This is a genomic window from Phytoactinopolyspora halotolerans (assembly GCF_010550675.1).
GTDB lineage: Bacteria > Actinomycetota > Actinomycetes > Jiangellales > Jiangellaceae > Phytoactinopolyspora > Phytoactinopolyspora halotolerans.
Genome location: NZ_JAAGOA010000008.1, coordinates 243,133 through 268,033, shown reverse-complemented (window position 1 = coordinate 268,033; position 24,901 = coordinate 243,133). Strand labels below are relative to the sequence as shown.

The window sequence follows — 24,901 nt, the reverse complement described above, 5'->3', positions numbered from 1 at the left end:
TTCCACGAGCCGAACTCCTCGGGCAGATCACGCCACGGCGACCCGGTCCGAAACCGCCACGCGATCGCTTCCAGCACCAGCCGATGATCACGCCACCGACGCCCGCGCCGACCCACGTGGGATGGCAGCTCCGGCTCGATCAACTCCCACAACTCATCCGAAATCACACCAGTTCTGAGCACTCATCCATGATCAACCACACCAAACGAAAGAATTGGGAGACACGCCCTAGTCGCTGCGATCCCGCAGGCCGATCGGGTGGGATGACGCGGCCCGGAAGCCGAGCAGCCCCCACGCGGCGGAGACGGCGATCAGCAGCGAGAACGGCACGGTCCATCCCGACGACGCCGCCGACAGGGAGCCCACGAGCACCGGGCCCGCGGCGGCCAGGCAGTAGGCGACCGTCTGCACCATCGCGGAGACCGCCCGTGCCGCCTCGCTGCTGTCCGAGCGGAGGGTGATCAGGCTCAGCGCGATCGCCAGGCCACCGCCCTGTCCGACACCCCCGACCACGCACCACAGCGCCCAGGCCTCCGGCGCCAGCAGCACGCCTGCAAGGAATACGATCCACATGGCGGCCAGGATGACAGCAGTGACATACCTGGCCGGTTGACGCCGGATCAGCAGCGGTACGGCGAGGGTGCCCGCTATCCCGAGCAGCTGGAAGAGGGAGAGCGCCGTGCCGGCGGCCTCGGCGGAGACGCCCTCGTCGCGGAGCATCGCGGGCAGCCACGCCGTCGTCGCGTAGAACAGGAACGATTGCAGGCCGAAGTAGATGCCGAGTTCCCAGGCCGCCAGCACGCGCCAGGTCTGCGTCGGCGCGTCCGGCGTCCGGAGGGCGGTGCGCACCGGTTGGCCGGATGCGGTGCGGTCCACACCCGGTGCCGCCGTGCGCGCCTGGCCACGTGGATCGACGTCGTCGTCGGCGTGTGTCCACGACCGCCGGCCCGTAGCCGCCAGCCAGAGCAGCAGCGCCCCGACGGCGAGCGCCGCCCAGACCGCAAGCGCCGGCCGCCACCCGATCCACCCGGCCAGCGGGGCCACCAACAGCGCGGGAATGGTCGCGCTGACAATGAGCGACGTGGTCGACGCCGACAGCACCGGACCGGCCCGTGCGGCGAAGTCCCGCCGGATGATCACCGGCAGCAGCACGTTGCCCACCGCGATAGCCGCGCCGATCAGTATGGTGCCGGCCAGCATCAGCCCGAAGCCCGCCCACGGCCGGCCGGCGATGCCGACGGCCAGCACCACCAGGCTCACGGCGATCGCGATGTTCGCCCCGACCCGGCGGGCGAACAGAGCCGCGAGCGGGGAGACGGCGGCGAAGCACAGCACCGGCATCGACGTCAGCAATCCAGCGGACGCCGAGGACACCTCGAGGTCGCGGCGGATGTCATCCAGCACGGGCGCAACGGCGACGATCGGCCCACGCAGGGTGAGCCCGACCACAATCACCGCCACGACCAGCAACCCACCGCCCGTCGTCGACCGGTCGGGGTGGGGCGTGCCAGTGGATCTGTCCGGCTCTGCCTCGCTGTCGTTCATCCGCACCAGCAGATCACCCTAGCCGCACCGACGTCCGCTCGGCCGTGTCGGGCCGGACCGCGCGCATCACGGGCCCGGCCGGTGTCGCTCAGAACGGCTTGGGCGAGATGCTGCTCCGCATCGTCACCCACCGCGTATCGGTGAACGCCTCGACGTTGGCGGCCGCGCCGCCGAACCGGGCGCCGGTGCCGGATGCCCCCACGCCGCCGAACGGGATGGTGGCCTCGTCGTTGACCGTCTGATCGTTGATGTGCACGATCCCGGTCGGGATACGTTGCGCCAGCTCGTACGCGCGCATCGCATCCCCGGCGAGGATGCCGAGGGAGAGGCCGTACGGCGTGTCCGCCGCCAGCGCGGCCGCCTCGTCCAGCGAGGAGAATCTGATGACGGGCGCGACCGGGCCGAAGACCTCCTCAGCGTACGCCGGCGCGGAACGGTCGACGTCGGCCAGCACCGTCGGGCGGTAGAAGAGGCGGTCCGCGGTGCCGCCGGCCGCCAGCCGAGCACCGGCGGCCACGCTGTCGTCGACCAAACCCGAGATCTTGCGCAGCTGGGTCTCGTCGATGATCGGGCCGAGGGCGACGTCGTCGGTGTACGGGTTGCCGACGGGCATGGCGTCGGCCTTGGTCGCCAGCCGATCGACGTACTCGCCGTAGACGGACTCGTGGACGATGTGCCGGCCGGTGGTCATGCAGATCTGGCCCTGGTGGAAGAACGACCCCCACGCCGCGGAGGCGGCGGCGAGGTCGAGGTCGGCGTCGTCCATCACCACCATCGCGGAGTTGCCGCCGAGCTCCAGGTGGACGCGTTTGAGGTGCTCGCCGGCGAGTGCGCCGACCTTCCGTCCGGCGGCGGTCGAGCCGGTGAAGGAGATCACCGGGACGAGCGGATCGGACACCAGCGCCTGCCCCACGTCGGCGCCTCCGGGCAGCACGTGCAGCAGCCCGTCGGGCAGTCCGGCCTCGGCGAACACGCGCGCCAGCGCCACGCCGCCGCAGACCGCCGTGCGCGGATCCGGCTTAAGGACGACGGCGTTGCCGAGCGCGAGCGCGGGCGCCACCGAACGGATAGACAGGATCAGCGGCGCGTTGAACGGCGCGATGACGCCGACGACGCCGACCGGCAACCGCTGCGCCATCGACAGTCGCGGCTCCTCGCCGGCGAGCAGCTCGCCCCACGGGCGGCCGGGCAGCGTGGCAGCCTCGTAACACTCCTGCTGCGCGACGTGCAGCTCGAACCCCGCCTTGCCGGGGATCGAACCCGACTCCCGCACGATCCACTGGGTGATCTCCTCGGCGTGCTCAGCCCACAGATCACCGGCGCGCCGGAGCACCGCGGCCCTGGCGTGGTGCGGGGTGGCGGCCCACTCATGCTGCGCCGCGGCGGCCGCCCGGGTCGCGCGTGCGAGGTCGTCGGCGTCCGCCAGCCCCGTCGTCTCGAGCTGATCGCCGGTGGCGGGTTCGATGACGGGCCGGGTTCCGCCGTGTGCCGGCGTCCACCCGTCGCTGAAGACCTTGCCGGACCAGGCGGCGGGGTCGAGGAACGTCATAGCTCGTCCAATCAGTGCGATGGGTCCGCGGGGCTGGGCCGTTCCCCCCTCTTGGCGCGCTGGACGAGTTCGTAGATCTCGCCGCGGAGCCGGGTGAACTCCGGCGCGGAGCGGGTGGTCAGCTGATCGCGGTCGGCCGGCAGGTCGACGTCGACGTTGGCCAGGATCTCCGTCGGCCGGCCGGAGAGAACCAGCACCCGCTGACCGAGGTACACGGACTCGTCGATGTCGTGCGTGACGAAGAGGACGGTGACTCCGAGGCGTTGCCACAGCGCACGGACCAGGTCCTCCAGGTCGGCCCGGGTCTGCGCGTCGACGGCGGCGAACGGCTCGTCCATGAGCAGGATGTGTGGCTCGTACGCGATCGCCCGGGCGATCGCGACGCGTTGCTGCATGCCGCCCGAGAGCTGCCACGGGTAGGAGGTCGGCACGTCGGCCAGGCCCACCGCCTCGAGCGCCTCGCCGACCAGCTCGCGCCGGCGCGCCTTGGGCAGCCGCTTCTCCTTGAGCGGCCGTTCGACGTTCTGCGCCACGGTCATCCACGGGAACAGGCTGCGTCCGTACTCCTGGAAGACCACCGCCATCCCGGCAGGGGGCTCCGAGATGACGGTGTCCTCCAGGACCACTTCGCCGGCGGTCGGGGGGAGCAGCCCGGCGACGCAGCGCAGCAGCGTGGTCTTCCCGGCGCCGGACGGTCCGACGACGCAGACCAGCTCGCCGGCGTCGACGGTGAAGGTCAGATCCCGGATGGCTTCGACCGCCTGGCCGGAGCCGTAGTACGTCTTCTGCAACCCTTGGACGTCGAGCATGGTCGAGCGCGTGGTGCCGTCGTCGTCACCGGCGGCCCGGCCGAGAGACCGGTGGCTGGTGGGTACGGTCATCAGTTACCTCCTCGTTGCGCCTGGCGATACCCCCGGTACCAGGCCAGCACCGGCCACTCGACGGCACGGAAGATCAGCGACAACGCGACCCCGAGCAGACCGAGCAGGATGATGCCGCTCCACATCTCGGGGATGGCGAAGCTGCGCTGGAACTGCACGATGGTGAACCCGAGGCCGTTGTTAGCGGCGAACATCTCGCTGATCACCATCAGGATGATCGCGATCGAGAGCGCCTGCCGCGCTCCGGTGACGATCTGCGGGCTGGCGCCGCGGATGATCATGTGAAACAGCATGGACGTGCGCCGCATCCGGTAACACCGCGCGGTGTCACGGAGGACCTCGTCGAGGCCGCGCACACCCTCGACGGTGTTCAACAGGATGGGCCAGATGCAGCCCCACATGATCACCAGGATCTTCATCTGGGTGCCGATCCCGGCGAAGAGCATCAGGATCGGGATGAGCACGGGTGGCGGGACGGCGCGGAAGAACTCCAGCACCGGCTCGGTGAAGGCCCGCAGCTTGGCGGACGAACCGATGGCGACCCCGAGCGCCACCCCGGCCACCAGGGCCAGCAGGTATCCGACGGTGAGCCGGCCGAGGCTGGGCAGTGCCTCGGTGACGATCCGGCTGCTGGCGACCGGGTCCTCCAGCCACGTCGGCTGGAACGTCTCGACGATCTCCGCCAGCGGCGGGAAGTAGAAGCTGGTGCTGTCCGCCGTGGCGAACCACCAGGCGGCGACGAGAACCACCGGCAGCGTGAGCGCCAGGACGACGGTGCGCAGAGCGTGGCGAACACTCATGATGCGCTCTCCCTCCGTACCGACGGATGCCAGCGCAGGACTCGGCGCTCCAACCGCCTGGCCAGGATGTTGACCAGTACCCCGAGCGCGCCGGTGACCAGGACGAGAGCGTACATCGAATCGACGGCGCCGGACGTCTGGGCGACCGCGATCAGGTTGCCGAGCCCCGGTGTGCCGATGATGAGCTCCCCGGTGATGGTCAGGATCAGCGCCACGGCGGCGGCGAGCCGCAGCCCGGTCATCGCGTACGGGAGCGTGGTCGGCCAGGTCACCGTGCGGATCTGGGACAGCCTGGAGAAGCGGTACGAGCGCGCGGTCTCCCGGGCCACCGGGTCGACGTCGCGGACGCCGTAGAGCACCTGGACCAGCACCTGCCAGAACGACGCGTACACGACCAGCAGCAGCGTGGACTGCATGCTGGTGCCGTACAGCAGCACGGCGAGCGGGATCAGCGCGACCGACGGGATCGGGCGGAGGAATTCGATGGTGGTGGCGGTGGCCGCGCGCAGGATCTCGACGCTGCCGATGACCACGCCCAGCACGACGCCGACGACGAGCGCGATGCCCAGACCGAAGCCCCAGGTCGTCAGCGTCTGCCGGAGCGCTTCCCAGAACTCGGGCGTCTGGACGCGGTCGGCAAGTGCGGAGAGCATCGAGCTCAGCGGGGGCAGGTAGCGGTCATCGACCAGTCCCGTCCGTGGGATCACCTCCAGCAACGCGGCGAACGTGGCGACGCCGCCCAGCCCCAGGACGAGGTTGTCGCTGCTGCGCCGACGTCGTGCCGGCACCGCCGCCGCCGGCGCCGGCGGAAGCGGCGCACGCACGTCGGGCGCGGTCGTCACCGGATCAGCTCCGACACGTCGACGGGCTGGTCGAGCAGTCCGTCGCCCTCCGCCAGATCGGCGAGCAACTGGACGGTGTCCTGGTTGATCTCCGGCTCGAACCGGGGCAACACCAGCATCTCGCGGAGCTCGGCGTCGATCTCGGTGTAGGTACCGAGCATCTCGCGGGCCTCCTCTGGGTTCTCCTCGGCGTATGCGAGCGACTCTTGCATCGCTGAGACGAACGCGTCCACCGTCTCCGGCTCTTCGGCGGCGTACTGCGCCGACGTGAAGTAGGCGGCGATCATCAAGTCCGGATCGGTCTCGGCATACGGTGACGCGACCGGGACCGCGCCGTCCTGGAGCGTCATGGAGAGGAAAGGCTCCAGGACGAACGCGGCGTCCACCTGGCCGTTCGCGAGCGCCGCCGGCATATCCGGGAAGGCGATCTCGACGAATTCCACGGCCGACGGGTCGCCGCCGTCGAGCCGGACCACCTCGCGGGTGGTGCTGTCGACGATGTTGTTCAGCGTGTTGGCGGCGACCGTCCGTCCTTCGAGGTCAGCTGCGGAGGAGATGCCGGAATCGGGCTGTGTGACGATGGCGGCGAAGTCCTCGCCCGGCTCTCCGGTGCTGGAGTTACCCGGCGCCACCATCTGTAGTTCCAAGCCCTGGGCTGCCGCGATCAGCAACGACGTGACGTTGCTGAACCCGAACTGGAACTCGCCGCTGGTGACGCCGGGCACGATGGCGGCGCCGCCCTGGGCGCTCACGGGCGTCACGTCAAGCCCGTGTTCGGCGAAGAATCCTTGTTCTATGCCGAGGTAGATCGGTGCGACGTCGACGATCGGTATCACCCCGACGTTGACCGGGGTGAGCTCACCGGATTCCGCATTGCCCGCGCCGTCGGAGTCGGTAGGCGCGTCTGCGGAGTCGTCATCTCCTCCGCAGGCGGCGAGCATCAGCGACGCGGCGACGGCCGCAGCGGTCAGCGTGCGTTGCATCTGGCGTACTCCCTTGTCCGCGGGCAACGAGGTGACGCAGACGTTCGGCTAGCGTCCACAAAGGATTCGCCATACGAACGAACGTTCTCTAGATGAACATAGGGTGCCCTGCTGCCTCCGTCAAGACACACCTAACCCACCCGCGCCCTAAATGATCATGTGAAGTAGGTTTCTCGCGCCGCAATAGGTCTGCAGGCATGGGGGTGCACGAGAGAACCTACTTCACATGATCATTTAGGGGTGGTGGGGAGATGTGTTGACTGCGGTGAATAGTGGCCGTTAGCGTTCGGACTCTCAGGTTCGCGTGTCGTGCGGCTGTCGTCGGCTGCGTCGACGCCGGGATGTGCCGCCTGGTCTGTCCCGGCAACGAGCTAAGGAGGCGGCGTGGCGAACTCGTCATCCGGAGATTCCGTGCTGGGGCGGGCGCTGCGCGTCTTCGATGCCTTCGAGCTCGACAAGCCGGCGTTGACCGCGTCGGAGATCGCACGCCGAGCATGCCTGCCGGTGGCGACGGCGTACCGGCTCACGTGCGAGCTTGCAGAGCTTGGCCTGCTCGAACGTGCTGTGGACGGCCGCTTTCGTGTCGGGGTCCGGCTGTGGGAGATCGCGGCCCGGGCCCAGGTGGCCCGCGGCCTACGTGAGGCGGCTATGCCGGTTCTGGAAGATCTGCACGCAGCGGTGAAGGAACACGTGCAGCTCGGTGTCCTAGAAGGTCGGGAGGTGCTGTTCATCGAGCGCCTGTCGGCGCGCAACGCGGTCATCAACGTGACGCAGATCGGTGGCCGTCTTCCCGTGCATGCCTCCTCTGCCGGCCTCGTCCTGCTTGCTCATGCGTCCGCCGAACTCCAGACCGAGGTCCTCGCCGGTCCGCTGCGCAGGTACACCCCTGACACCCCTGTTCAGCCGCGCAACGTCCGTCGCATCATCGCGGGCATCAAGCAGCAGGGGTATGTCGTCTGCCCCGGGTACATCCATGCCGACGCGATGGGGATCGCCGTGCCGGTGCGCGACGCGTGCGGCGAGGTGGTCGCGGCTATCGGAGCTGTTGTCCCGGTACGCGGTACCCAGCCGATGAACGTGGTGCCCGCGCTTCTCACCGCGTCGCGAGGCATCTCCCGAGCGCTGGGGGCGACCGCCGATCCACAGCCGCGCGGTGCCGTCGATCCGCAGCCGCGTGGCCGCCGCGAGCCGACCGCAGCGGTGTAACACGTTTCTCATTCAATGAGAACCCCGGTGTTCTCGTCGAGGGCTGTGGGCGACAGTCGTGGGCATCACCCGGTGGTGCACAACCGGAGACCATCCTGGCTCGGCCACGTAGGTCGCGGCGTTCCCGCTCTGGCCTGACATCCCTTCTTCACCTCTGGTGGCCGACCTGACCTGCCCAGTTTGAGGAGGTTCGGATGCACACGACTACCGTGCCGGTCAGCCAGATCGATCCCTTCGACGAGACGGTGCTCGCCGATCCTTACCCTGCCCATCGCGAACTCCGCGACCTCGGCGCCGTGGTGTGGCTGGAGCGGTACCGGGTGTGGGGAATGGCCAGGCATGAGCAAGTCGAGGCGGCGCTGAACGATCCGCAGACCTTCTGCTCCGCGCGCGGCGTCGGTCTCTCCGACTTCCACAAGGAGAAGCCCTGGCGGCCGCCGAGCCTGCTGCTTGAGGCAGATCCGCCCGACCACACCCGGGCCCGGCACACGATCACCCAGGTCCTGTCGCCGGTCGCCGTGCGCGGACTGCGCGAGGCCTTCACCGCCGAGGCGAGCGCGCTCTTCGACCGCCTGGCCGGCCGCACGGCGATCGACGGGGTCCGGGATATCGCCGAAGCCTTCCCGCTGACGGTATTTCCGGACGTCGTCGGCCTCCCGCCTGACGGCCGCGAACACCTGTTGCCGTACGGCGGCCTGGTGTTCAACGGGTTCGGACCCCGGAACCGCCTCTTCCTCGACGCGTTGGCACGGGCCGAACACGCTCGCGATTGGATCGCCGCGCACTGCCGCCGCGAGAATCTCGCCGACGGCGGGCTCGGCGCACAGATCCACCGGACCGCCGCCGCGGAGGGCTACACCGCCGCCGACGCCGCGCTACTGGTCAGATCGTTCCTCTCGGCGGGCGTCGACACCACCGTGCACGGAATCGGCAACGCCTTGCTCTGCCTGGCCGAGAACCCGGATCAGTTCCGGGTTCTCCGTGCCGATCCCACGCAGGCGCGCAAGGCGTTCGAGGAGACGATCAGGTACGAGTCGCCGGTCCAGACCTTCTTCCGCACCACCACCCGCGACGTCGACGTGGCCGGTGCCACGATCCCCGCGGGAGAGAAGGTATTGCTCTTCCTTGCCGCCGCGAACCGTGACCCGCGCCGCTGGGAGGCGGCGGACACGTACGACATCACCCGGAAGGCATCCGGCCACGTCGGATTCGGGTTCGGTGTGCATGCCTGCGTCGGGCAGATGCTGGCCCGTCTGGAAGGCGAGATCGTCCTCACCGAGCTGGCCAGACGGGCCGAAGCGATCGAGCTTGCCGGTCCGCCGAAGCGGCAGCTGTCGAACACGCTGCGCGGCCTGGACTCGCTGCCGCTCTCCGTGGCCTGGGTCTGAGGAGGACGAACGGAATGCCGAAGATCACCTACGTCTCGGCCGACGGCGACCTTCACGTGGTCGATGTGCCGATCGGAACCAGCGTCATGCGGGGAGCGGTCGGTACCGGAATCGACGGGATCGTCGCCGAATGCGGCGGAAATGCGATGTGCGCCACCTGCCACGTCTACGTGCCGGCCGAGCATGCGGCGTCGCTACCTGAGATGACCGCGGTCGAGGACGAGATGCTCGAATGCACGGTCGCCGAACGACGGGCGACCAGCCGGCTCTCGTGCCAGCTTCGCATCACCGAGGGCCTCGACGGGCTGGTGGTGCGGCTGCCGGAGGCGCAGGAATGACGGGCGTCGTCGTCGCAGGTGCGGGCCAAGCCGCCGCGCAGCTCGCCATCAGCCTGCGGCAGCGCGGGTACAGCGGGCCGATCACCCTGATCGGCGACGAGGAGCACCTCCCGTACGAGCGGCCGCCGCTGTCGAAGGAGTACCTTGCCGGCGACTTGGCCGAGGAGAGCCTGCAGCTGCGGCCGGCGACGTTCTGGCTGGATCGTGGCGTCGACGTGCGCACGGGCGTGGCGGTCACGGCAATCGACCGTGCCCGGCGCAGCGTCGAGCTGTCCGACGGCAGGTGCCTGAGCTACCGGCATCTGGTCCTGGCGACCGGCGCCGAGCCACGCCGGCTGGACTTCCCCGGCGCGACGCTGGCCGGTGTCCACATGCTCCGAACCCGCAACGACGCACGCGCGATCCGCGCGGTGCTGCGCACGCCGTGCGATGTGGTCGTGTCCGGTGCCGGGTTCGTCGGCCTCGAAGCGGCCGCGGTCGCTTGCCGACTGGGCAACCGCGTCACCGTCGTCGAACGGCTCGAGCGGGCGATGGGCCGCGTCGTCACTCGATTCACCGCCGACCACGTCGTGGACCAGCACCGCCGTCACGGAACCGACTTCCGGTTCGGCGACGCCGTCGTGAGCGCCGTGCCTGATCCGCAGGGCCGGCTGGCCGCCGTGCGCACCGCCTCGGGCGCCGAACTCCGGTGCCGTCTGTTGCTTGTGGGAGCCGGGGTATCGCCGCGGACCGCGCTGGCCGAGGCGGCCGGACTGCCGGTCGACGACGGCATCCTCGTCGACGAGCGACTGCGCACAGCCGATCCGGCCATCAGCGCCATCGGGGACTGCGCGCGTTTCCCGTCGCCGTTCGCCGACGGATGGCGCGTTCGCCTGGAGTCGGTGCAGAACGCGGTCGACCAGGCCCGATACGTCGCCGATGGGATCGTCGGAGCGGGCGGCGTGTATGCGGCCGTGCCATGGTTCTGGACGGTCCAGCACGGCCTGCGGTTGCAGATCGCCGGTCTGGTGCAGGGGCACGACATGGCGGTGACGCGCGGCAGCGTCGCCGACGGCGCGTTCTCAGTCTTCTGCTTCGCCGGTGGACGCCTGGTCGGTGTGGAGTCGGTCGACCGGCCGGCCGATCACATGGTGGCCCGGGGCCTGCTGGCCGGGGAGCACGACGTGACGCCGGAGATCGCTGCTGATCCGGCCGTCGACCTCAAGGCATACCGGCCGCGGCCCTCCCACACAGGTGATCGGGCGAGCCAGAACTCCGCACCGAGACACGCGGTCTGAGGAAGGGGAAGGTATGCGAGTAGCGGAAGCCGTGGGGCGTACTCTGGCTGCGCTCGGCGCTGACCACGTCTTCGGCGTGGTGGGAAGCGGCAACTTCTACGTGACGAACGCCCTGGTGGTGGGAGGTTGCCGGTTCGTCGCAGCCCGGCACGAGAACGGCGCCGCAATGATGGCGGACGCCTTCAGCCGCGTGACCGGTCGGGTGTCCGTGGTCTCCCTGCATCAGGGATGTGGGCTGACGAACGCGCTCACCGCGGTCACAGAATCGGCGAAGAGCCACACGCCGGTTCTCGTCGTCGTCGGCGACACTCCGCCGTCGCAGCGCACATCGAACTTCTGGATCGACCAGGCAGCTGTTGTCGACGGCCTCGGAGTCGAGGTAGCGACAGTGCATTCCGCGCGGACGGCGGTGGACGACGCCGCTCGCGCATACCACCGGGCGGCGCTCGGCCGGCGCACCGTGGTGCTGAACCTGCCGCTGGACATCCAGGATGCGGAGTGTTCCTGGTCCGTGGCGGACATTCCGCCGGCGACGGAGGTCATACCACCCGGGCCGTCGCCCGACGCCGTCCGTCGGGTGGCGGACATGCTGGCGGCGGCCGAGCGCCCGCTGCTGCTCGGCGGACGAGGAGCACGCCATGCGGCCGGCGCGATGGAGCGACTCGCCGACACCTGTGGCGCGCTGCTCGCCACATCCGCCGTCGCTCGCGGGTTGTTCGCGTCGAACCCCTGGTACCTGGATGTCATGGGGGGATTCGCCACCCCCGCGGCCGCTGAGCTGACGCAGAGCGCGGACGTCATCGTCGCGTTCGGCGCCGGACTCAACCGGTGGACCACCCGCAACGGCACCCTGATCGGGGCCTCCGCCCGCGTGGTTCAGATCGACCTGGACGTGGACGCGATCGGGTTCCACCGACCCGTCGATGTCGGCGTCGTCGGTGACACGGCGGAGGTCGCGGAGGCCGTCGCCGACCGGCTCGTCGCCCGAGGGGCGGCCCCGTCAGGATGGCGCAACGCACAGACCAAGGAGGTTATCGACGCTGGGTGTGACTGGCGTGTCGTGCCGTACCGGGACGTAGACGAGCCGGGCCGGATCGACCCACGCACATTCACGATTGACGTGGACCGGCGACTCCCGAGCGAGCGGATCGTCGTGACCGATGGCGGCAATTTCAATGGTTATCCGGCGATGTTCCTCGACGTCCCGGATGCCGACGGATACTGCCTGCCGCTGGCGTTCCAGTCGATAGGACTGGCGCTGCCCGCCGGCATCGGCACGGCGCTGGCCCGCCCGGACCGGCTGACCGTCGTCGGTGTCGGCGACGGCGGTTTCATGATGAGTCTCACCGAACTGGATACGGCGGTACGGCTGGAGCTCCCGCTGGTCGTTCTGGTCTACAACGACGACGCCTACGGGGCGGAAGTGCACCACTTCGCCCCGGACGGGGAGCCCGTGGATATCGTCCGGTTTCCGAGCACCGACATCGCGGCCATCGCCGCCGGCTTCGGCTGCTCCGCGCTGACCGTGCGGTCCGTGGACGATCTCGCCGGTCTCGATCGCTGGCTGGCCGCGTCCAGGCGGGCACCGTTGGTGATCGACGCCAAGATCGCCTCATTCCCGTCCTGGGTGCTGGCGCACACGTTCGCCGACGAGTGACCCGGGCGGCCATTTTCACCACGACGTAGCGAACCACGATGTTGGAGGGAACGACGATGTTTCTGAACAAGCGCAACCAGGGATTCCTGGTACTGGCAGCCGCCTCGGCTGCGGTGATGGTTCTGGCCGGATGCGGCGGCTCGGACGGTGACCCTGACGCTGGTTCGCCCGGTGACCCGGCCGGCGCCGGAACCGGCGGACCTGACGGAGTAGAGGAGCTCACCGTCGGATACTTTCCGCTGGTTCACACCGTGACGGCGGTGCATGCCGAGGAGGCGGGCATCTTCGCCGACGAAGGGCTCGACATCACGCTGGAGCAGACCGCGGGCGGGGCTCAAGCCATTCCGTCGTTGGTCGCCGGCGAGTACGACATCACGTACGGGAACTTCGCCTCGATCATCCTCGCTGTGGAGCAGGGCCTCCCGCTGCGGATCATTGCGGGCAACGACGTCGGCGCCGCGGATCACGCCATCATGGTGCGCGAGGATTCCACGTTCCAGAGTGCGGCTGATCTCGAGGGCGGCCGCGTGGCCGTGAACAACCTCGAGAACATCGGTACCGTGGCGGTCAATGCGCTCGTCACCGACGCCGGGGGCGACCCGGACGCGGTCGAGTTCGTCGAGCTTGCCTATCCGGATATGCAGGCGGCGCTCGACCGTGGCGACGTCGATGCGATCTGGCAGGTGGAGCCGTTCCAGGCCGGTGCGCTTGAGGCCGGTCACCGAGTGCTGGTGGAGTTGTTCAGCGGTCCGGTTGCGGACATGCCGGTCGCGGGCTGGGTGACCACCGAGCAGTTCGCGGACGAGAACCCCGAGGTCATCCAGGCGTTCCGGCGCGCGCTGGCGGCGGCGGTCGATGAGGTCCAGGACAACCGTGAGCTCCTGGTCGAGAAGGTACCGACCTACACCGAGGTTCCGGTGGAGGTGGTCGAGGCGGTCGCGATGCCGGTGTGGGACGCCGAGCCCAACGTGGAGCAGCTGCAGAAGCTGGCCGACCTCATGGAGAGTGACGGCATCACCAGCGGGCCGACCGACGTCGCACAGATCATCATCTCCGACTGACCCATCGGCCTCGCCAGCCCGAAATGATCATGTGAAGTGGGTTCTCTCGTGCCGTACCAGGTCTGCAGGCATGGGGGTGCACGAGAAAACCCACTTCACATGATCATTTAGGTGGGTGCTGTGGTGGTGTCGTGGGGGAGGATCATGGCGGCGCGTTTGATGGTGCGTAGGCCGACGGCGACGTCGGCGTGGAGCAGGCCCGGCAATGTGCCGACCGTGCCGGACAGGAAGTCGTAGAGAGCGGCGTCGCTGGCCAAGGCGATCTCGCCACAGAGGTTCCGGTCCCCGGTGGTGGCCGCGATCATCAGCACGTCGCGGTGGTCGGCGAGGACCGCGCCGGCGGCGCCGAGCTGCGTGGGGTTGATGCTGAGCCAGATGAACGCGTTCACCGGCAACCCGATGTACTCCGGCTCGATCACCGTCCGCATCCGAAGCAGTCCGCGGGACATCAGCGATTCGACTCGTCGGCGCGCGGTGCTGGGTGTCACCTGGCAACGTCTGGCCAGCTCCTGCCAGCCCTGCCGGCCATCGGCCACCAGAAGTTCGACGAGCTGCTCGTCCAGGGCGGACAGCGGCGGCGTCTCGCGCGGATACGGGTGCTCGCTCCAATGATCGAGCCGTTCGGCGTGCAGCGCTTCCACCGCCTGTTCCGGCAGTAGCCCCGGGTTCCAGCTGTGCGGCGTGGAGAACCGCCGGATGACCTGGTTGCTCGACGTGGCGACCACGCCGTCCAGGCGCGGCAGTTCCTCCATCATGAGCCGCAGCAGGTGTTCGTTCGACGTGTAGCTGAGCTCGGCGACGCAATCGATGCTGCCGGTGAGGAGCTTGACCGATCCGGTCTCCTTCCACTGTGCGAGCCGCCGGGCCGCCCCGTGTGCCGCGCCGGGGCTGCAGCGCAGCCGGACGAACAGTGATCGCGCCCGATGGCTCGCCTCGTCATCGAGAACGCCCGTGACTCGGACGATGCCCGACTGGAACAGCCGTGACATCCGTCGCGAGACCGTGGCCTCGGAGCTGCTGATGGCGTGACCCACCTGAGCCTGGGTGGCCCGTGGGTGGGCGAGCAAGGCACCGATCACCAGCTGGTCGAGTTCGTTCAGCTTGGCGGAATTCGTCATATGGCCCACTATGATCGACAGTTTCTTGCATTCTAGTGCGAATCGTTGACACCATGACTCACTCGTCGCGAACCTGTCTCCAATCACGGCTCTCTGGAGCGCCTCAGGCGAGCGAAGGGGACATCATGCGTTGGATCTCCGTGCGAACTCCTCGGTCTGGCAACAGGCCGGATGCGTCCACCGTCGACGGCGGCGCCTCGCGGTTCGGCGGCCCGCGGCCATCCGACCCGCGGTTCGCCGGCCCGCGCCACAGCAGGCGTCGACGAGCGTTCGGCCTGCCGGGCGTGCTCGGCGTCGTCGGCGCGTCGGCGCTGGTTCTGGCGGCCTGTTCGGGCGACGACGGCTCGGACGGAGGTGACGGCTCGGCCGGCACCGGCGACGGCGGCGGCAGCATCACGCTCTGGACCGTCTACGACACCGCGGACCGGATCTCGACGATGGAAGGGGTGCTGGAGGACTTCACCGAGCAGACCGGGATCGAAGTCGAGCTTGTCGGCGTCGGCGCTCCGGACCTGACCCAGGCGATGGTCTCGTCGGCCGCCGCCGGCGACCTCCCGGACGTGGTGGTACACGGCGTCGAGCTGGCCGCCGGCTGGGTACAGGAAGGCATCCTCGATCCGGCCGCAGCCAGCGAGATGATCGAGGAACTCGGCACTGACACCTTCAGCGAGGGCGCCCTCGACCTGGTCCGCGTCGACAGGCCGGACGGCGAGTACGCAACGGTTCCCTCCGACGGATGGGGCCAGATGATCTTCTACCGGACCGACCTGTTCGACGAGGCCGGACTGGAGCCGCCCGAGACGTACGAGCAGGCCTTGACCGCGGCCGATGCTCTGCACGGAGACGGGACGATCGGGTTCGCGCTCGGCACCGCCGGCGGCGACGGCTTCACCACGCAGGTGTTCGAGCACATGGCGCTGGCCAACGACTGCCAGCTGGTCGACGACAGCGGTGAGATCACCCTGGAGAGTCCGCAGTGCGTGGAGGCGATCCAGTTCTACATGGATCTCGCGGAATACGCGCCGGCCGGCGCCGGAGACGTCGACACCACCCGGGCGAACTACCTTGCCGGGCAGACAGCGATGGTCTCGTGGTCGCCGCACCTGTTGGACGAACTCGCCGGACTGTTCCCCGATACCCCGCTGACGTGCGACGAGTGCGCCGACGACGAGCGGTGGCTGGTGGACCGCACGGACATGGTGCCGCTGTTCCTCGGACCGTCCGGTGACGAGCCCACCCAGTACGGCATCACCGTCAACCTCGGCATCACCTCGACCGCCGACGTCGAGCCGTCGAAGGAGCTGATCCGCTACCTGTTGAACGACGGCTACATGGGTTTCCTGTCGATCTCCCCGGAGGGACGGTTCCCGATGCGGACCGGCACCGAAGCCGGCGACACCACGTACGTGGACGGCTGGACGGAACTGGCCGTCGGCTCCGGCGGCAACACGGTGACCGTCGGCGAGCTCTACGGTGACGAGGCGGTGCAGACCATCGCCGACGCCGCCACCGGCTTCGAGAGCTGGGGCATCGCCCAGGGGCAGGGTGAGCTGGTCACGGCGTTGCGGGGCGAACTGCAGCTGAGCAACATCCTTCGCGAGGCCCTGGACGGATCGATCACCCCGGAGGAAGCGGCGGCTCAGATGGCCCAGCACGCTGAGCAGGTCGCATCGGAGCTCGGTTGACGCACATGCGGCGGAGCGGACACGAAGACATGTCCGAGCGGCCGCCCGGTCTGCACGACGCCCCCGCTGAACAGGACGATTCGCCGCAGGCCCGGGCCGAGGAGCGGACGCCCGGCCAGCCGGCCGGCGAGCGGCCGGGCGCGGGTGCGGAGCCGGCGCCTCGCCGGGGGAGGAAGCGTGGCGGCCGGCGGAGGCCGCTCGGGCTGAGAGCGCGCGAGGCACGGCTGGGGCTCGGCCTGGTCAGCCCCACCTTGGTGATCGTGCTGCTGGTAGTGGTGCTGCCGTTCCTGTGGACGATCCTCATGTCGTTCCAGCGGCTGCGGCTGATCGACCTGCAGAACGTCTTCGACGTCACGCTGACGTTGCGGAACTTCCGGGTGGTCCTGGGCAGCCCGCAGCTGTGGGACATGGTGCGGACCACGCTGATCTACAGCATCGCGGGCACGGCGCTCTCGGTGGGGATGGGGCTGTTGACGGCGCTGGCGTTGCGCAGGACGTTCGCGGGGCGCGGGCTGATCCGCATTGCGGTGCTGTTTCCCTACGTCATCCCGGTCGTGTCCGCCGCGCTGGTCTGGCGGACGCTGCTCAACCCGCAGTTCGGCCCGGTCAACGTCTTCGGGGTGGACGTCTTGGGCTGGGACGAACCGATCGGCTTCCTGTCCGAGCGTTCGCACCGGTTCGAGGTGCTGGGCATCGGGTTCGACCTTCCGGTGGCGCTGCTCTCGGTGATCGCGTTCGAGGCCTGGAAGACGTTCCCGCTGGCGTTCCTGTTCATCCTGGCTCGCCTGCAGGGAATGCCGAAGGACCTGGAGGAGGCGGCGCGGGTCGACGGTGCGACGCCGCTGCAGCGATTCCGGTACGTGATCATGCCGCAGCTGGCCGGCGTGATCGCGCTGCTGGTACTGCTCCGCTTCATCTGGACGTTCCAGAACTTCAACGACGTCTACCTGCTCACCGGCGGCGCCGCGGGCACCGAGGTGGTCGCGGTACAGGTCTACAACTACCTGATCAATCGCAACGACGTCGGTAGTGCGGCCGCGCTGGGCCTGCTCATGTCGATCGTGCTGGTGACCGCGTTCGCCTTCTACTACCGGTACGGCGTGCTGAAACAGGAGCGTGACGCCTGATGATCTCGCGAGAACAGGTGGAGAACCGGGTCCTGGGTGTGGGCCGGGTGCTGTGGCTGGCGTTCATCGTGGTGATCTGCGTCGTGCCGCTGCTGTACATGCTCCTGCTGTCGGTCCGGCCGCTGCAGGCGGTGCTGTCCGACCCGCTCGACTTCATCCCGTCGCTGGAAGAGCTGAACCTGGAGGCGTACCGGAAGGTCATCGCGTCGCCCAGCGAGGGCGGTTACGGGCTGCTGTCCTTCTTCCGTAACTCGTTGATCGTCGCGATCGGGTCGGTGCTGCTGACGGTCCTGTTCTCCGTCCTCGGCGCCTATGCGGCCACCCGGCTGCGCTTTCCCGGGAAGAACGTGATCAACACGTCGTTCTTCGCGGTGTACATGTTCCCCGGCATCGTGATGGCCATTCCGCTCTTCGTGCTGTTCTCACGGATGGGGCTCCGCGGCGAGCTCGGGGCGTTGGTCATCATCTACCTCGCCTCGACCGTGCCTGTCTGTGTCTACATGCTGCGGAACTACTTCCGCTCCATCCCGGAAGGGCTTGAAGACGCCGCCATGGTGGACGGCTGCAACCGCGGCCAGGTGATCACCCGGATCGTGCTGCCGCTGGCGATGCCGTCGATCGCGGCCACGTCGCTGTACGTGTTCATGATCGCCTGGAACGAGTACCTGTTCGCGCTGCTGTTCCTGCTGGAACGGCGGGACAACTGGACCGTGTCGCTCGGGCTGGCGCAGCTCGACGACATCAGCGTCTCGGAGACGGTGCTGATGGCGGGGTCGGTGTTGCTGACGCTGCCGGTCATCGCGCTGTTCTTCGTTGCTGAACGGCTGCTGGTCGAAGGGCTGACCGCAGGCGCAGAGAAAGGATAATCATGTCGAATTCCAGCTCGGCCGGGGACGCTACCGCGGCCGGCCAACCGAAGGGTGCCCCCATCCGGCTGCTCGTGCTCGGCGCCGGTGGCCGGGGCGGGCACGCCTACGCGGGATGGTGCCTCGAGCATCCGGACCAGGCGCGCGTCGTCGCCATCGCGGATCCCGACGTCGAGCGGCGCACCCGGGTGGGCGAGGCGCACGGCATACCGGAGTCGCGCCGATTCACCGACTGGACGGCCGCGCTCGCCGAACCGGGACCATGGGATGCCGTGGTGGTGGCCACCCCGGACCGGGAGCACGTCGATCCGACCATCCGTGCGCTGGAACTCGGCTACTACGTCCTGCTGGAGAAGCCGGTCGCGCCCACCCCGGAGGATCTGGAACGGCTGGCGGAGGCCGCCAAGGCGCGGCCGGGAGCCATCACCGTCTCCCACGTCATGCGTTATGCCCCGTTCTACGCCGCGCTCCGCCGCGTCCTCGACGAGGGCCGCATCGGCGAGCTGCAGGGCATTCAGCACCTGGAGAACATCGCCTACTGGCACTTCGCGCACAGCTACGTGCGCGGCAATTGGCATCGCACCGAAGACTCCAGCCCGATGCTGCTCGCCAAGGCCTGCCACGATCTGGACATGCTGCGCTGGCTGGTGGGCGAACCGTGCGTGTCGGTCGCCTCGTTCGGCGAGCGTCGGCATTTCCGCCGCGAGCACGCCCCGGCCGGCTCGACTGAACGGTGCATCGACGGCTGCGCGGTGGCGGACACCTGTCCGTACAACGCCGAGCGGTTCTACATCGAGCAACTCGCCTCCATCGACGGGCCGCCGGTCACCGCTATCACCAACGACACCTCGCCGGAGGGGCGTCGCCGGGCGCTGGAGACGACCGACTACGGGCGCTGCGTCTACCGGATGGACAACGACGTCGTGGACCACCAGACCACCGCGCTGCGGTTCGCCAACGGCGTGACGGCGTCCGTCGTCGTCTCCGCGTTCACTCAGCACAACACGCGGACCATCACCCTGATGGGGAGCCACGGGCAGATCAACGGCGACGCGCGCACCGGACGGATCGAGACGATCTCGTTTGTGGACACGCCGCCGAACGTGGCCGGTCTGGCGTCGTCGCCGGCCACCGGCACACTCCAGGTGGATCCGCAGGCGGGCAGCGACGTCGAGGAGGTCTCCGAGGCGTTCGCCGGCCATGGCGGCGGGGACGCTGGCCTCATGGCTGACTTCACCCAGCGGGTCCGGCGGTGGCGGGACGGCGAGGAGTTCGAAGCCGCGCCGACCTCGTTGGAGGAGAGTCTGGAGAGCCACTGGGTAGCGTTCGCCGCGGAGCGGTCGCGCACGCGCGGCACGGTGGAGCATCCGTGACGTCGTACGGCGGAGTGTCCGTGACGTCGTACGGCGGAGTGTCCGTGACGTCGTACGGCGGAGTATCCGCGACAGCCTCGCGTGTGCTCCGCGGCGGTCAGGTGACGGCGACGAACGTGCCCAGGCCGATCATCACGACGCCGCTGCCGGTCCGTTGACACACCTGCCACCGCGCGTCGGCGGCCAGCCGCTCGTGCAGGCGGCTGGCGGCACATGCGACGACGACGTCGGTGGTGAGGGCGATCGCCACGACGATCAGACCCAGCAGGCAGAACGCCGCCGCGGGGGAAGCCGACCCGGAAGCGACGAAATGCGGCAACAGGGCCATGAAGTACAGCGCCGTCTTGGGGTTGAGCGTCTCGACGACCACCCCCTGCAGCACCGGCGAACGCGTAGTGGTCGCGCCGGCGGATGCATCGGAGTGATGGCCCTGCCGCCGGTTGCGGATGGCGAGGATGCCCAGCACGGCGAGATAGCCGGCGCCGAGGAACTTCACGGCGGCGAAGAGCACCGGCGACGCAGCGAGCAGTGTAGCGAGACCGACGGCCGCAGCCAGTACATGGATCATGGTCCCCACGCTGTTGCCCACCGCCGACAACACGCCGTCCCGCAGTCCGCCGTGCAGACTTCGGGCGAGCACGTAGAGCATCGCCGGCCCCGGAGTCACCGCGAAGACGATCGCGGAGCCGAGGAAGACGAGCCATCTGTCGGTGGTCGGCACCGTATCAATCTGGCCGATCGGCATTGTCCAGCACTTTCGGCGCGCTTTCCGGGCGCTATGCGGCGCGCGTGGCCTGCGAAGACGTCGTCGGGCCGCACGAGCGGACGTCGTGGCATTGTGCGCTAACGGATGATCGTTCCCATATCCGGCACTTACCATGGCTTCGGGTGAACGATGGTGAGAACGCGCGGCTGCCGATCGATCACCCAGGTCGCCGGTGGAGCGAGGACCGGTGAGCGAACCGGCCGTGGTCCGCGTAGATCTGTGCTGTCCCTAGTTCGACGAGTCTGGTGTTGATATGGAGTTCGAGGTCCTCGGTCCGGTGCGGATTCTCCGCGACGGCCAGGAGGCGGCGTTGAGCGGGCAGATGCAGCGTGTGCTCGTCAGCATGCTGCTGCTGCACGCGAACCGCCCGGCCTCGATCGACCTCCTGTCCAACGCGTTGTGGGGCGGAGAGCCCGACGATCGCGCGCTGCAGAGGCTGCAACTGCATGTGCACCGCTTGCGGCAGACGCTGGGGGAGCCGGAGCGAGTCGTGTTCGATCCGGGCGGCTACCGGTTGACGGTGCTCCCGGGTGAGCTGGATGCGGAGCGGTTCGAGTCGCTGGTCACCGAGGCGATCGAGGTCGCGACGGCGGAGCCGGAACGGTGCACGTCGTTGATCCGTAAGGCGCTGGATATGTGGCGGGGCACGCCGTACCAAGGCGTCGACTTCCATGAACTCACCGGCGAGGCGGATCGGCTTCAGGAATTGCGCATGGTGGCGATGGAAGAGCTCTACGCCGCCGAGATCGCCTGTGGCCGGCACGCGTCTGCCGTCGGCAAACTCACTGAACTGGCCAGGCAGCACCCGTTGCGGGAGCGGCTGCAGGCACTGCTGATGACGGCGCTCTACAAGGGCGGGCGGCAGGCCGACGCGCTTGCCGTGTACCGCACGGCCCGGGAGATGCTCGTCGAGGAGCTCGGTCTGGAACCTGGCCCCGAACTGCATGCTCTGGAGCGACAGATTCTGGCGGGCGAGCCGATCGGCGAGGCGGTACGGGTACCGCCGCGGACGGTCCCCGCCCAACTCCCGCACAATGTCTCCGGCTTCGTCGGCCGAGATGCCGAGCTGGCGGAGTTGGACCGGCTGCTGCAGGACAACGATGGCGCTCGGATCGCGGTCATCGCAGGAACGGCCGGCGTCGGCAAGACCGCGCTGGCCGTGCGGTGGGCGCACGAGATCAAGGATCGGTTTCCCGACGGTCAGCTCTACGTGGACCTTCGTGGGTACGGCCCGGGCCAGCCGATCCCGTCGTTCGACGTGCTGGCCGGCTTTCTGCGTGCTTTCGGGGTCGAGGGCGCGGCGATTCCGCAGGATGTGGACGAGCGCGCGGCGCGGTTGCGGTCGTTGCTCGATCAGCGCCGCGTGCTGATCGTCCTGGACAATGCCGCGACCGTGGAACACGTGCGCCCGCTGCTTCCCGGCGCCTCGTCGTGCTTCGTCGTGGTGACCAGCAGAGACGCGTTGAGCGGCCTGGTGGTGCGGGAAGGCGCACACCGGGTGGGCCTGGACCGGATGACCGTCGGTGAGGCACAGGGCCTCGTCGACGGCTTGATGGGCCGGGCGCGTGATGTGGACGCGGCCACGACCACCCGATTGATCGAGCATTGTGCCCGGTTGCCACTGGCGTTGCGTATCGCCGCGGAACGTATCCGGGAGCGGCCCGGTACCCGGGCGGCGGACCTCGTCGCCGAGCTCGAGCAGGCCGAACCCCGGCTCGACCTGCTCGACGCGGGCGGTGACGAGCAGACGTCGATGCGGGCGGTGTTCTCGTGGTCCTACCGCCAGCTGGACGACGATGCGGCGCTGATGTTCAGGTCCTGCGGCCTGCACCCCGGACACGACATCGATCTCTACGCGCTGACCGCTCTCATGGGACACCCGAGTATCCATGCGGCTCAGCAGTCGATTGCGACGCTCGCGCGTGCCCACCTGGTGGACGAGACGACGGACGGCCGGTACCGGCTGCACGACCTGCTCCGGGTGTACGCGGCCGAGTTGGCTGTGACCACCGAGGGGGAAGAGGAACGACGGTCCGCGTTGGCTCGGCTGTTCGACTACTACGTCTACACCGCATGGCGGGCGATGGAGATCTTCGCCCCGCAGGAGGCGGAGATCCGTCCCGGGTTCGCGCCCAGCGTGGCGACGGCACCGAACCTGGACAGTTACGAATCCGCCGTGCGCTGGCTCGAAACGGAACGGCCCAATCTGGTGACCCTCGCCGACCGGGCAGTCGAGATGGGGCTGGGCGAATACGCCACGGATATCTCGGCGATCTTGTGGCGGTTCCTCGACCTGGGCTCCTTCCTCGACGATTCGCGACGGCTGCACACGACCGCGCTGGAGGAGGCCCGTCGGCGGAACGATCGTACCGGCGAGGGGATCGCGTTGCGCGCCGTCGGGCTGGTCAGCCACCGGATGGACCGCTACGACGAAGCCACCGAGTACCTGGAGCGGGCGCTCGCGCTCCATACCGAGCTGGGCAACACCAAACTTCAGGCCGGAATCCTCAATGACCTGGCAGGCGTCGAACACATCGTCGGCCGGGTCGACGAGGCGGTGGAACACCTGCAGCGCTCACTGGAGCTGTTCCGGGCCGCCGGTTGCCGTCCGCTCGAGGTCAAGCCGCTGTGCAATCTCGCCTTCAATTACCGCCGACAGGGCCGCCGGGCGGAGGCGTTCGAGTGTTTGGAACAGGCGCTCACCATCGCCGAGGAGAGCGGCAACCGGCCCGGGCAGGCGCATGCCCTGGTCAACCTGGTCAAGGTCTGCCGGGACGCCGGACGTTTGCAGGAGGCGATCGAGTACGCCCACCGGGTGCTGACGCTCTCGCGGGACAGCGGCATCCACAACGTGCGTGCCTACGTGCTGGACCATCTCGGCGCGGTGTATCTGCAGCTCGGCGACGTCATTCAGGCTGCGCGACATCACCAGGAGGCGTTGGTATCCGCCCGGACCACCGGGGATCACGATCTGGAGGCGCGGGCGCTGAACGGCCTGGCGGAGGTCCACGTGGCCGCGGGTGAGGTCGCCGAGGGCGAGCGTGCTCACCGGGAGGCGCTGGCGGTCGCCGGCGATGTAGGGATCAGGCACGAGGAGGCACGTGCCCGGGCCGGACTCGGGGAGATCTGCGCGCGCCGCGGCGACCTTGAGGACGCGGCCGAGCACTGGCGACAGGCGTACGACATCTTCCGGAGTCTGCAAGCTCCGGAGGCAGAGGATCTGCGGCTCAAACTCGCCGAAAGCACCAACAAAGTGGGATGAAAGCGGCGCCGGGCACGATGAACGTGTCGTGCGGACAGCGACCACGGTTCGCGGACATTTGGGGGGCCGCTGGGCCGCCCTTGAGCTTGGGGCGGAAGCGCCGGCGAGTCGCTGTCCGCACGACCGTCACCTAAATGATCATGTGAAGTGGGTTTTCTCCAGCACCCCCATGTCTGCAGACCTGGTACGGCACGAGAAAACCCACTTCACATGATCATTTAGGGCGGGTGTGGGGTGGGGTTAGCGGGTGAGTATGAACGTGGCGATGGTGACCGTGGCGGTGAGGACGGTCAGGCCTACGAGGGCGAAGATCCAGAACAGCGGCCGGGCGCCGTCGCCGACGAGCAGCACGCGGTACGGATCGTCGGGGTGGTAGCGGAGCCGGATGGACTGGCCCGGCTGCGCACGTCGCCGCAGCGTGCCGCGTTCGGATGCTGTCTCGATGTCGTGGCCGGTGGTGGTCCGAAACCGCACCACGGGATGCCGTAGAGTCAGCCCTTCACGGGTGCTCGTGGTGGTCTCACCGACGACGGTCCCCTCGGTGACGGTCCCCCGCCGACGCAGCGCCCACACCCGGCCGACGCCGTAGGCTCCGATGCTGAAGAACACGCTGCCGAGAATGAGCGGCACCGCGACCGGGACCGCGGTGTTCAGCGTGTCCTCGGAGACCACCAGCAGCAACCCTGTCGTGATGAGCAGGAGGACGCCGATGAGCGCGAACACCCGGAGGACGCCGCGGCCGTGACCGACGATCGCGACGTCCTCCGGGTCGTCCGGGTCGTAGTAGACCGTCATCACCCGGCCGGGTACCGCGACGCTGGTGTTCGAACTCACTCGGGAGCGTGCGCGCACCGTCCGCCCATCCACCGTCGTGAACTCGACGATCGGAGCGGAGACGAGGTGGGGATCCCCGGTCGACACCGCCCACGGCCTGCGCGTCGGCGTGCCAGGGTCGCCGGAGCGGTTCCGCGCGGTGATGCCGCCGCCGGAGACCCCGTAGTGCTCATCGTGGGCCACCACGACCGCCAGTGTGCGCGCGCCGCGGCTGCGCAGGATCCGTTCCTTGTGCAGCCGGTATCCGGCGCCCGCCGTGCAGGCGACACCGAGCAGCGCGAACACGAGAATGCCTTGCCACGGCACCATCTGGGCGAGCCCTTCCAATCCTCGTCGTGCAGGT

Annotated in this window: 21 protein-coding genes; 11 read left to right on the top strand and 10 right to left on the bottom strand. The window is 68.9% G+C overall.

Annotated elements, in window-relative coordinates:
- From G1H10_RS13950 to G1H10_RS13920, 7 genes are all read right to left on the bottom strand, one after another.
- Nucleotides 1-182: transposase (locus tag G1H10_RS13950; protein ID WP_163738542.1), on the bottom strand; the 182-nt coding region annotated here is incomplete at its 3' end.
- A 46-nt stretch (nucleotides 183-228) separates the two neighbouring features.
- A complete protein-coding gene (locus G1H10_RS13945) occupies nucleotides 229-1,545 on the bottom strand; it encodes an MFS transporter (RefSeq protein WP_163738540.1) in 1,317 nt (438 codons plus the stop codon).
- A gap of 88 nt (nucleotides 1,546-1,633) precedes the next feature.
- A complete protein-coding gene (locus tag G1H10_RS13940; protein WP_163738537.1) occupies nucleotides 1,634-3,094 on the bottom strand; it encodes an aldehyde dehydrogenase family protein in 1,461 nt (486 codons plus the stop codon).
- A gap of 11 nt (nucleotides 3,095-3,105) precedes the next feature.
- On the bottom strand, nucleotides 3,106-3,903 hold the full coding sequence (locus G1H10_RS13935; RefSeq protein ID WP_163738606.1) for an ABC transporter ATP-binding protein: 798 nt from the start codon (nucleotides 3,901-3,903) through the stop codon (nucleotides 3,106-3,108).
- 71 nt (nucleotides 3,904-3,974) lie between these two features.
- Nucleotides 3,975-4,775 (bottom strand): ABC transporter permease, encoded by an 801-nt coding sequence (locus tag G1H10_RS13930; protein WP_163738535.1) that lies wholly within the window; start codon nucleotides 4,773-4,775, stop codon nucleotides 3,975-3,977.
- Nucleotides 4,772-5,617, bottom strand: coding sequence for an ABC transporter permease (locus G1H10_RS13925; protein ID WP_163738532.1), 846 nt, complete (start codon nucleotides 5,615-5,617; stop codon nucleotides 4,772-4,774). The genes G1H10_RS13930 and G1H10_RS13925 overlap by 4 nt, the downstream gene beginning before the upstream one ends.
- A complete protein-coding gene (locus G1H10_RS13920) occupies nucleotides 5,614-6,600 on the bottom strand; it encodes an ABC transporter substrate-binding protein (protein ID WP_163738529.1) in 987 nt (328 codons plus the stop codon). The genes G1H10_RS13925 and G1H10_RS13920 overlap by 4 nt, the downstream gene beginning before the upstream one ends.
- 384 nt (nucleotides 6,601-6,984) lie before the next feature.
- Between G1H10_RS13920 and G1H10_RS13915 the strand changes: the two genes are divergently transcribed.
- The 6 genes from G1H10_RS13915 (at nucleotide 6,985) to G1H10_RS13890 (ending at nucleotide 13,527) form a co-directional block, all read left to right on the top strand.
- On the top strand, nucleotides 6,985-7,806 hold the full coding sequence (locus G1H10_RS13915) for an IclR family transcriptional regulator (RefSeq protein ID WP_163738526.1): 822 nt from the start codon (nucleotides 6,985-6,987) through the stop codon (nucleotides 7,804-7,806).
- 194 nt (nucleotides 7,807-8,000) lie between these two features.
- Nucleotides 8,001-9,194: a cytochrome P450 gene (locus G1H10_RS13910; RefSeq protein WP_163738525.1), complete on the top strand. Its 1,194-nt coding sequence runs from the start codon at nucleotides 8,001-8,003 to the stop codon at nucleotides 9,192-9,194.
- Between the two features lie 14 nt (nucleotides 9,195-9,208).
- Nucleotides 9,209-9,532, top strand: coding sequence for a 2Fe-2S iron-sulfur cluster-binding protein (locus G1H10_RS13905; RefSeq protein ID WP_163738522.1), 324 nt, complete (start codon nucleotides 9,209-9,211; stop codon nucleotides 9,530-9,532).
- Nucleotides 9,529-10,809 (top strand): NAD(P)/FAD-dependent oxidoreductase, encoded by a 1,281-nt coding sequence (locus tag G1H10_RS13900; RefSeq protein ID WP_163738519.1) that lies wholly within the window; start codon nucleotides 9,529-9,531, stop codon nucleotides 10,807-10,809. Before G1H10_RS13905 ends, G1H10_RS13900 begins: the two co-directional genes overlap by 4 nt.
- Nucleotides 10,810-10,822: 13 nt before the next feature.
- Complete coding sequence (locus G1H10_RS13895) at nucleotides 10,823-12,466, top strand: thiamine pyrophosphate-binding protein (protein WP_163738516.1); 1,644 nt, start codon at nucleotides 10,823-10,825, stop codon at nucleotides 12,464-12,466.
- Between the two features lie 56 nt (nucleotides 12,467-12,522).
- Nucleotides 12,523-13,527 (top strand): ABC transporter substrate-binding protein, encoded by a 1,005-nt coding sequence (locus tag G1H10_RS13890; RefSeq protein WP_216853247.1) that lies wholly within the window; start codon nucleotides 12,523-12,525, stop codon nucleotides 13,525-13,527.
- A 107-nt stretch (nucleotides 13,528-13,634) separates the two neighbouring features.
- Here G1H10_RS13890 and G1H10_RS13885 read toward each other — a convergent pair whose 3' ends face one another.
- Complete coding sequence (locus G1H10_RS13885; protein ID WP_163738513.1) at nucleotides 13,635-14,645, bottom strand: Lrp/AsnC family transcriptional regulator; 1,011 nt, start codon at nucleotides 14,643-14,645, stop codon at nucleotides 13,635-13,637.
- 125 nt (nucleotides 14,646-14,770) lie between these two features.
- On the opposite strand from G1H10_RS13885, the gene G1H10_RS13880 reads away from it, so the two are divergent.
- The 4 genes from G1H10_RS13880 to G1H10_RS13865 are packed head-to-tail and all read left to right on the top strand — an operon-like array spanning nucleotide 14,771 to nucleotide 19,696.
- Nucleotides 14,771-16,330 carry an ABC transporter substrate-binding protein gene (locus G1H10_RS13880; RefSeq protein WP_163738510.1) on the top strand — a complete coding sequence of 520 codons (1,560 nt, stop codon included), beginning with the start codon at nucleotides 14,771-14,773 and terminating at the stop codon, nucleotides 16,328-16,330.
- A gap of 29 nt (nucleotides 16,331-16,359) precedes the next feature.
- Complete coding sequence (locus G1H10_RS13875) at nucleotides 16,360-17,457, top strand: carbohydrate ABC transporter permease (protein ID WP_163738507.1); 1,098 nt, start codon at nucleotides 16,360-16,362, stop codon at nucleotides 17,455-17,457.
- On the top strand, nucleotides 17,457-18,323 hold the full coding sequence (locus G1H10_RS13870) for a carbohydrate ABC transporter permease (RefSeq protein WP_163738504.1): 867 nt from the start codon (nucleotides 17,457-17,459) through the stop codon (nucleotides 18,321-18,323). The genes G1H10_RS13875 and G1H10_RS13870 overlap by 1 nt, the downstream gene beginning before the upstream one ends.
- A gap of 2 nt (nucleotides 18,324-18,325) precedes the next feature.
- Nucleotides 18,326-19,696 carry a Gfo/Idh/MocA family protein gene (locus G1H10_RS13865; protein WP_163738500.1) on the top strand — a complete coding sequence of 457 codons (1,371 nt, stop codon included), beginning with the start codon at nucleotides 18,326-18,328 and terminating at the stop codon, nucleotides 19,694-19,696.
- Between the two features lie 97 nt (nucleotides 19,697-19,793).
- Here G1H10_RS13865 and G1H10_RS13860 read toward each other — a convergent pair whose 3' ends face one another.
- Nucleotides 19,794-20,417, bottom strand: a complete 624-nt coding sequence (locus G1H10_RS13860; RefSeq protein ID WP_163738497.1) for a LysE family translocator — start codon at nucleotides 20,415-20,417, stop codon at nucleotides 19,794-19,796.
- A 298-nt stretch (nucleotides 20,418-20,715) separates the two neighbouring features.
- On the opposite strand from G1H10_RS13860, the gene G1H10_RS13855 reads away from it, so the two are divergent.
- Nucleotides 20,716-23,724 (top strand): AfsR/SARP family transcriptional regulator, encoded by a 3,009-nt coding sequence (locus G1H10_RS13855; protein WP_163738494.1) that lies wholly within the window; start codon nucleotides 20,716-20,718, stop codon nucleotides 23,722-23,724.
- 240 nt (nucleotides 23,725-23,964) lie between these two features.
- On the opposite strand, the gene G1H10_RS13850 is transcribed toward G1H10_RS13855, so the two are convergent.
- Nucleotides 23,965-24,885 (bottom strand): DUF3592 domain-containing protein, encoded by a 921-nt coding sequence (locus G1H10_RS13850; RefSeq protein ID WP_216853246.1) that lies wholly within the window; start codon nucleotides 24,883-24,885, stop codon nucleotides 23,965-23,967.
- Nucleotides 24,886-24,901: the final 16 nt, after the last annotated feature.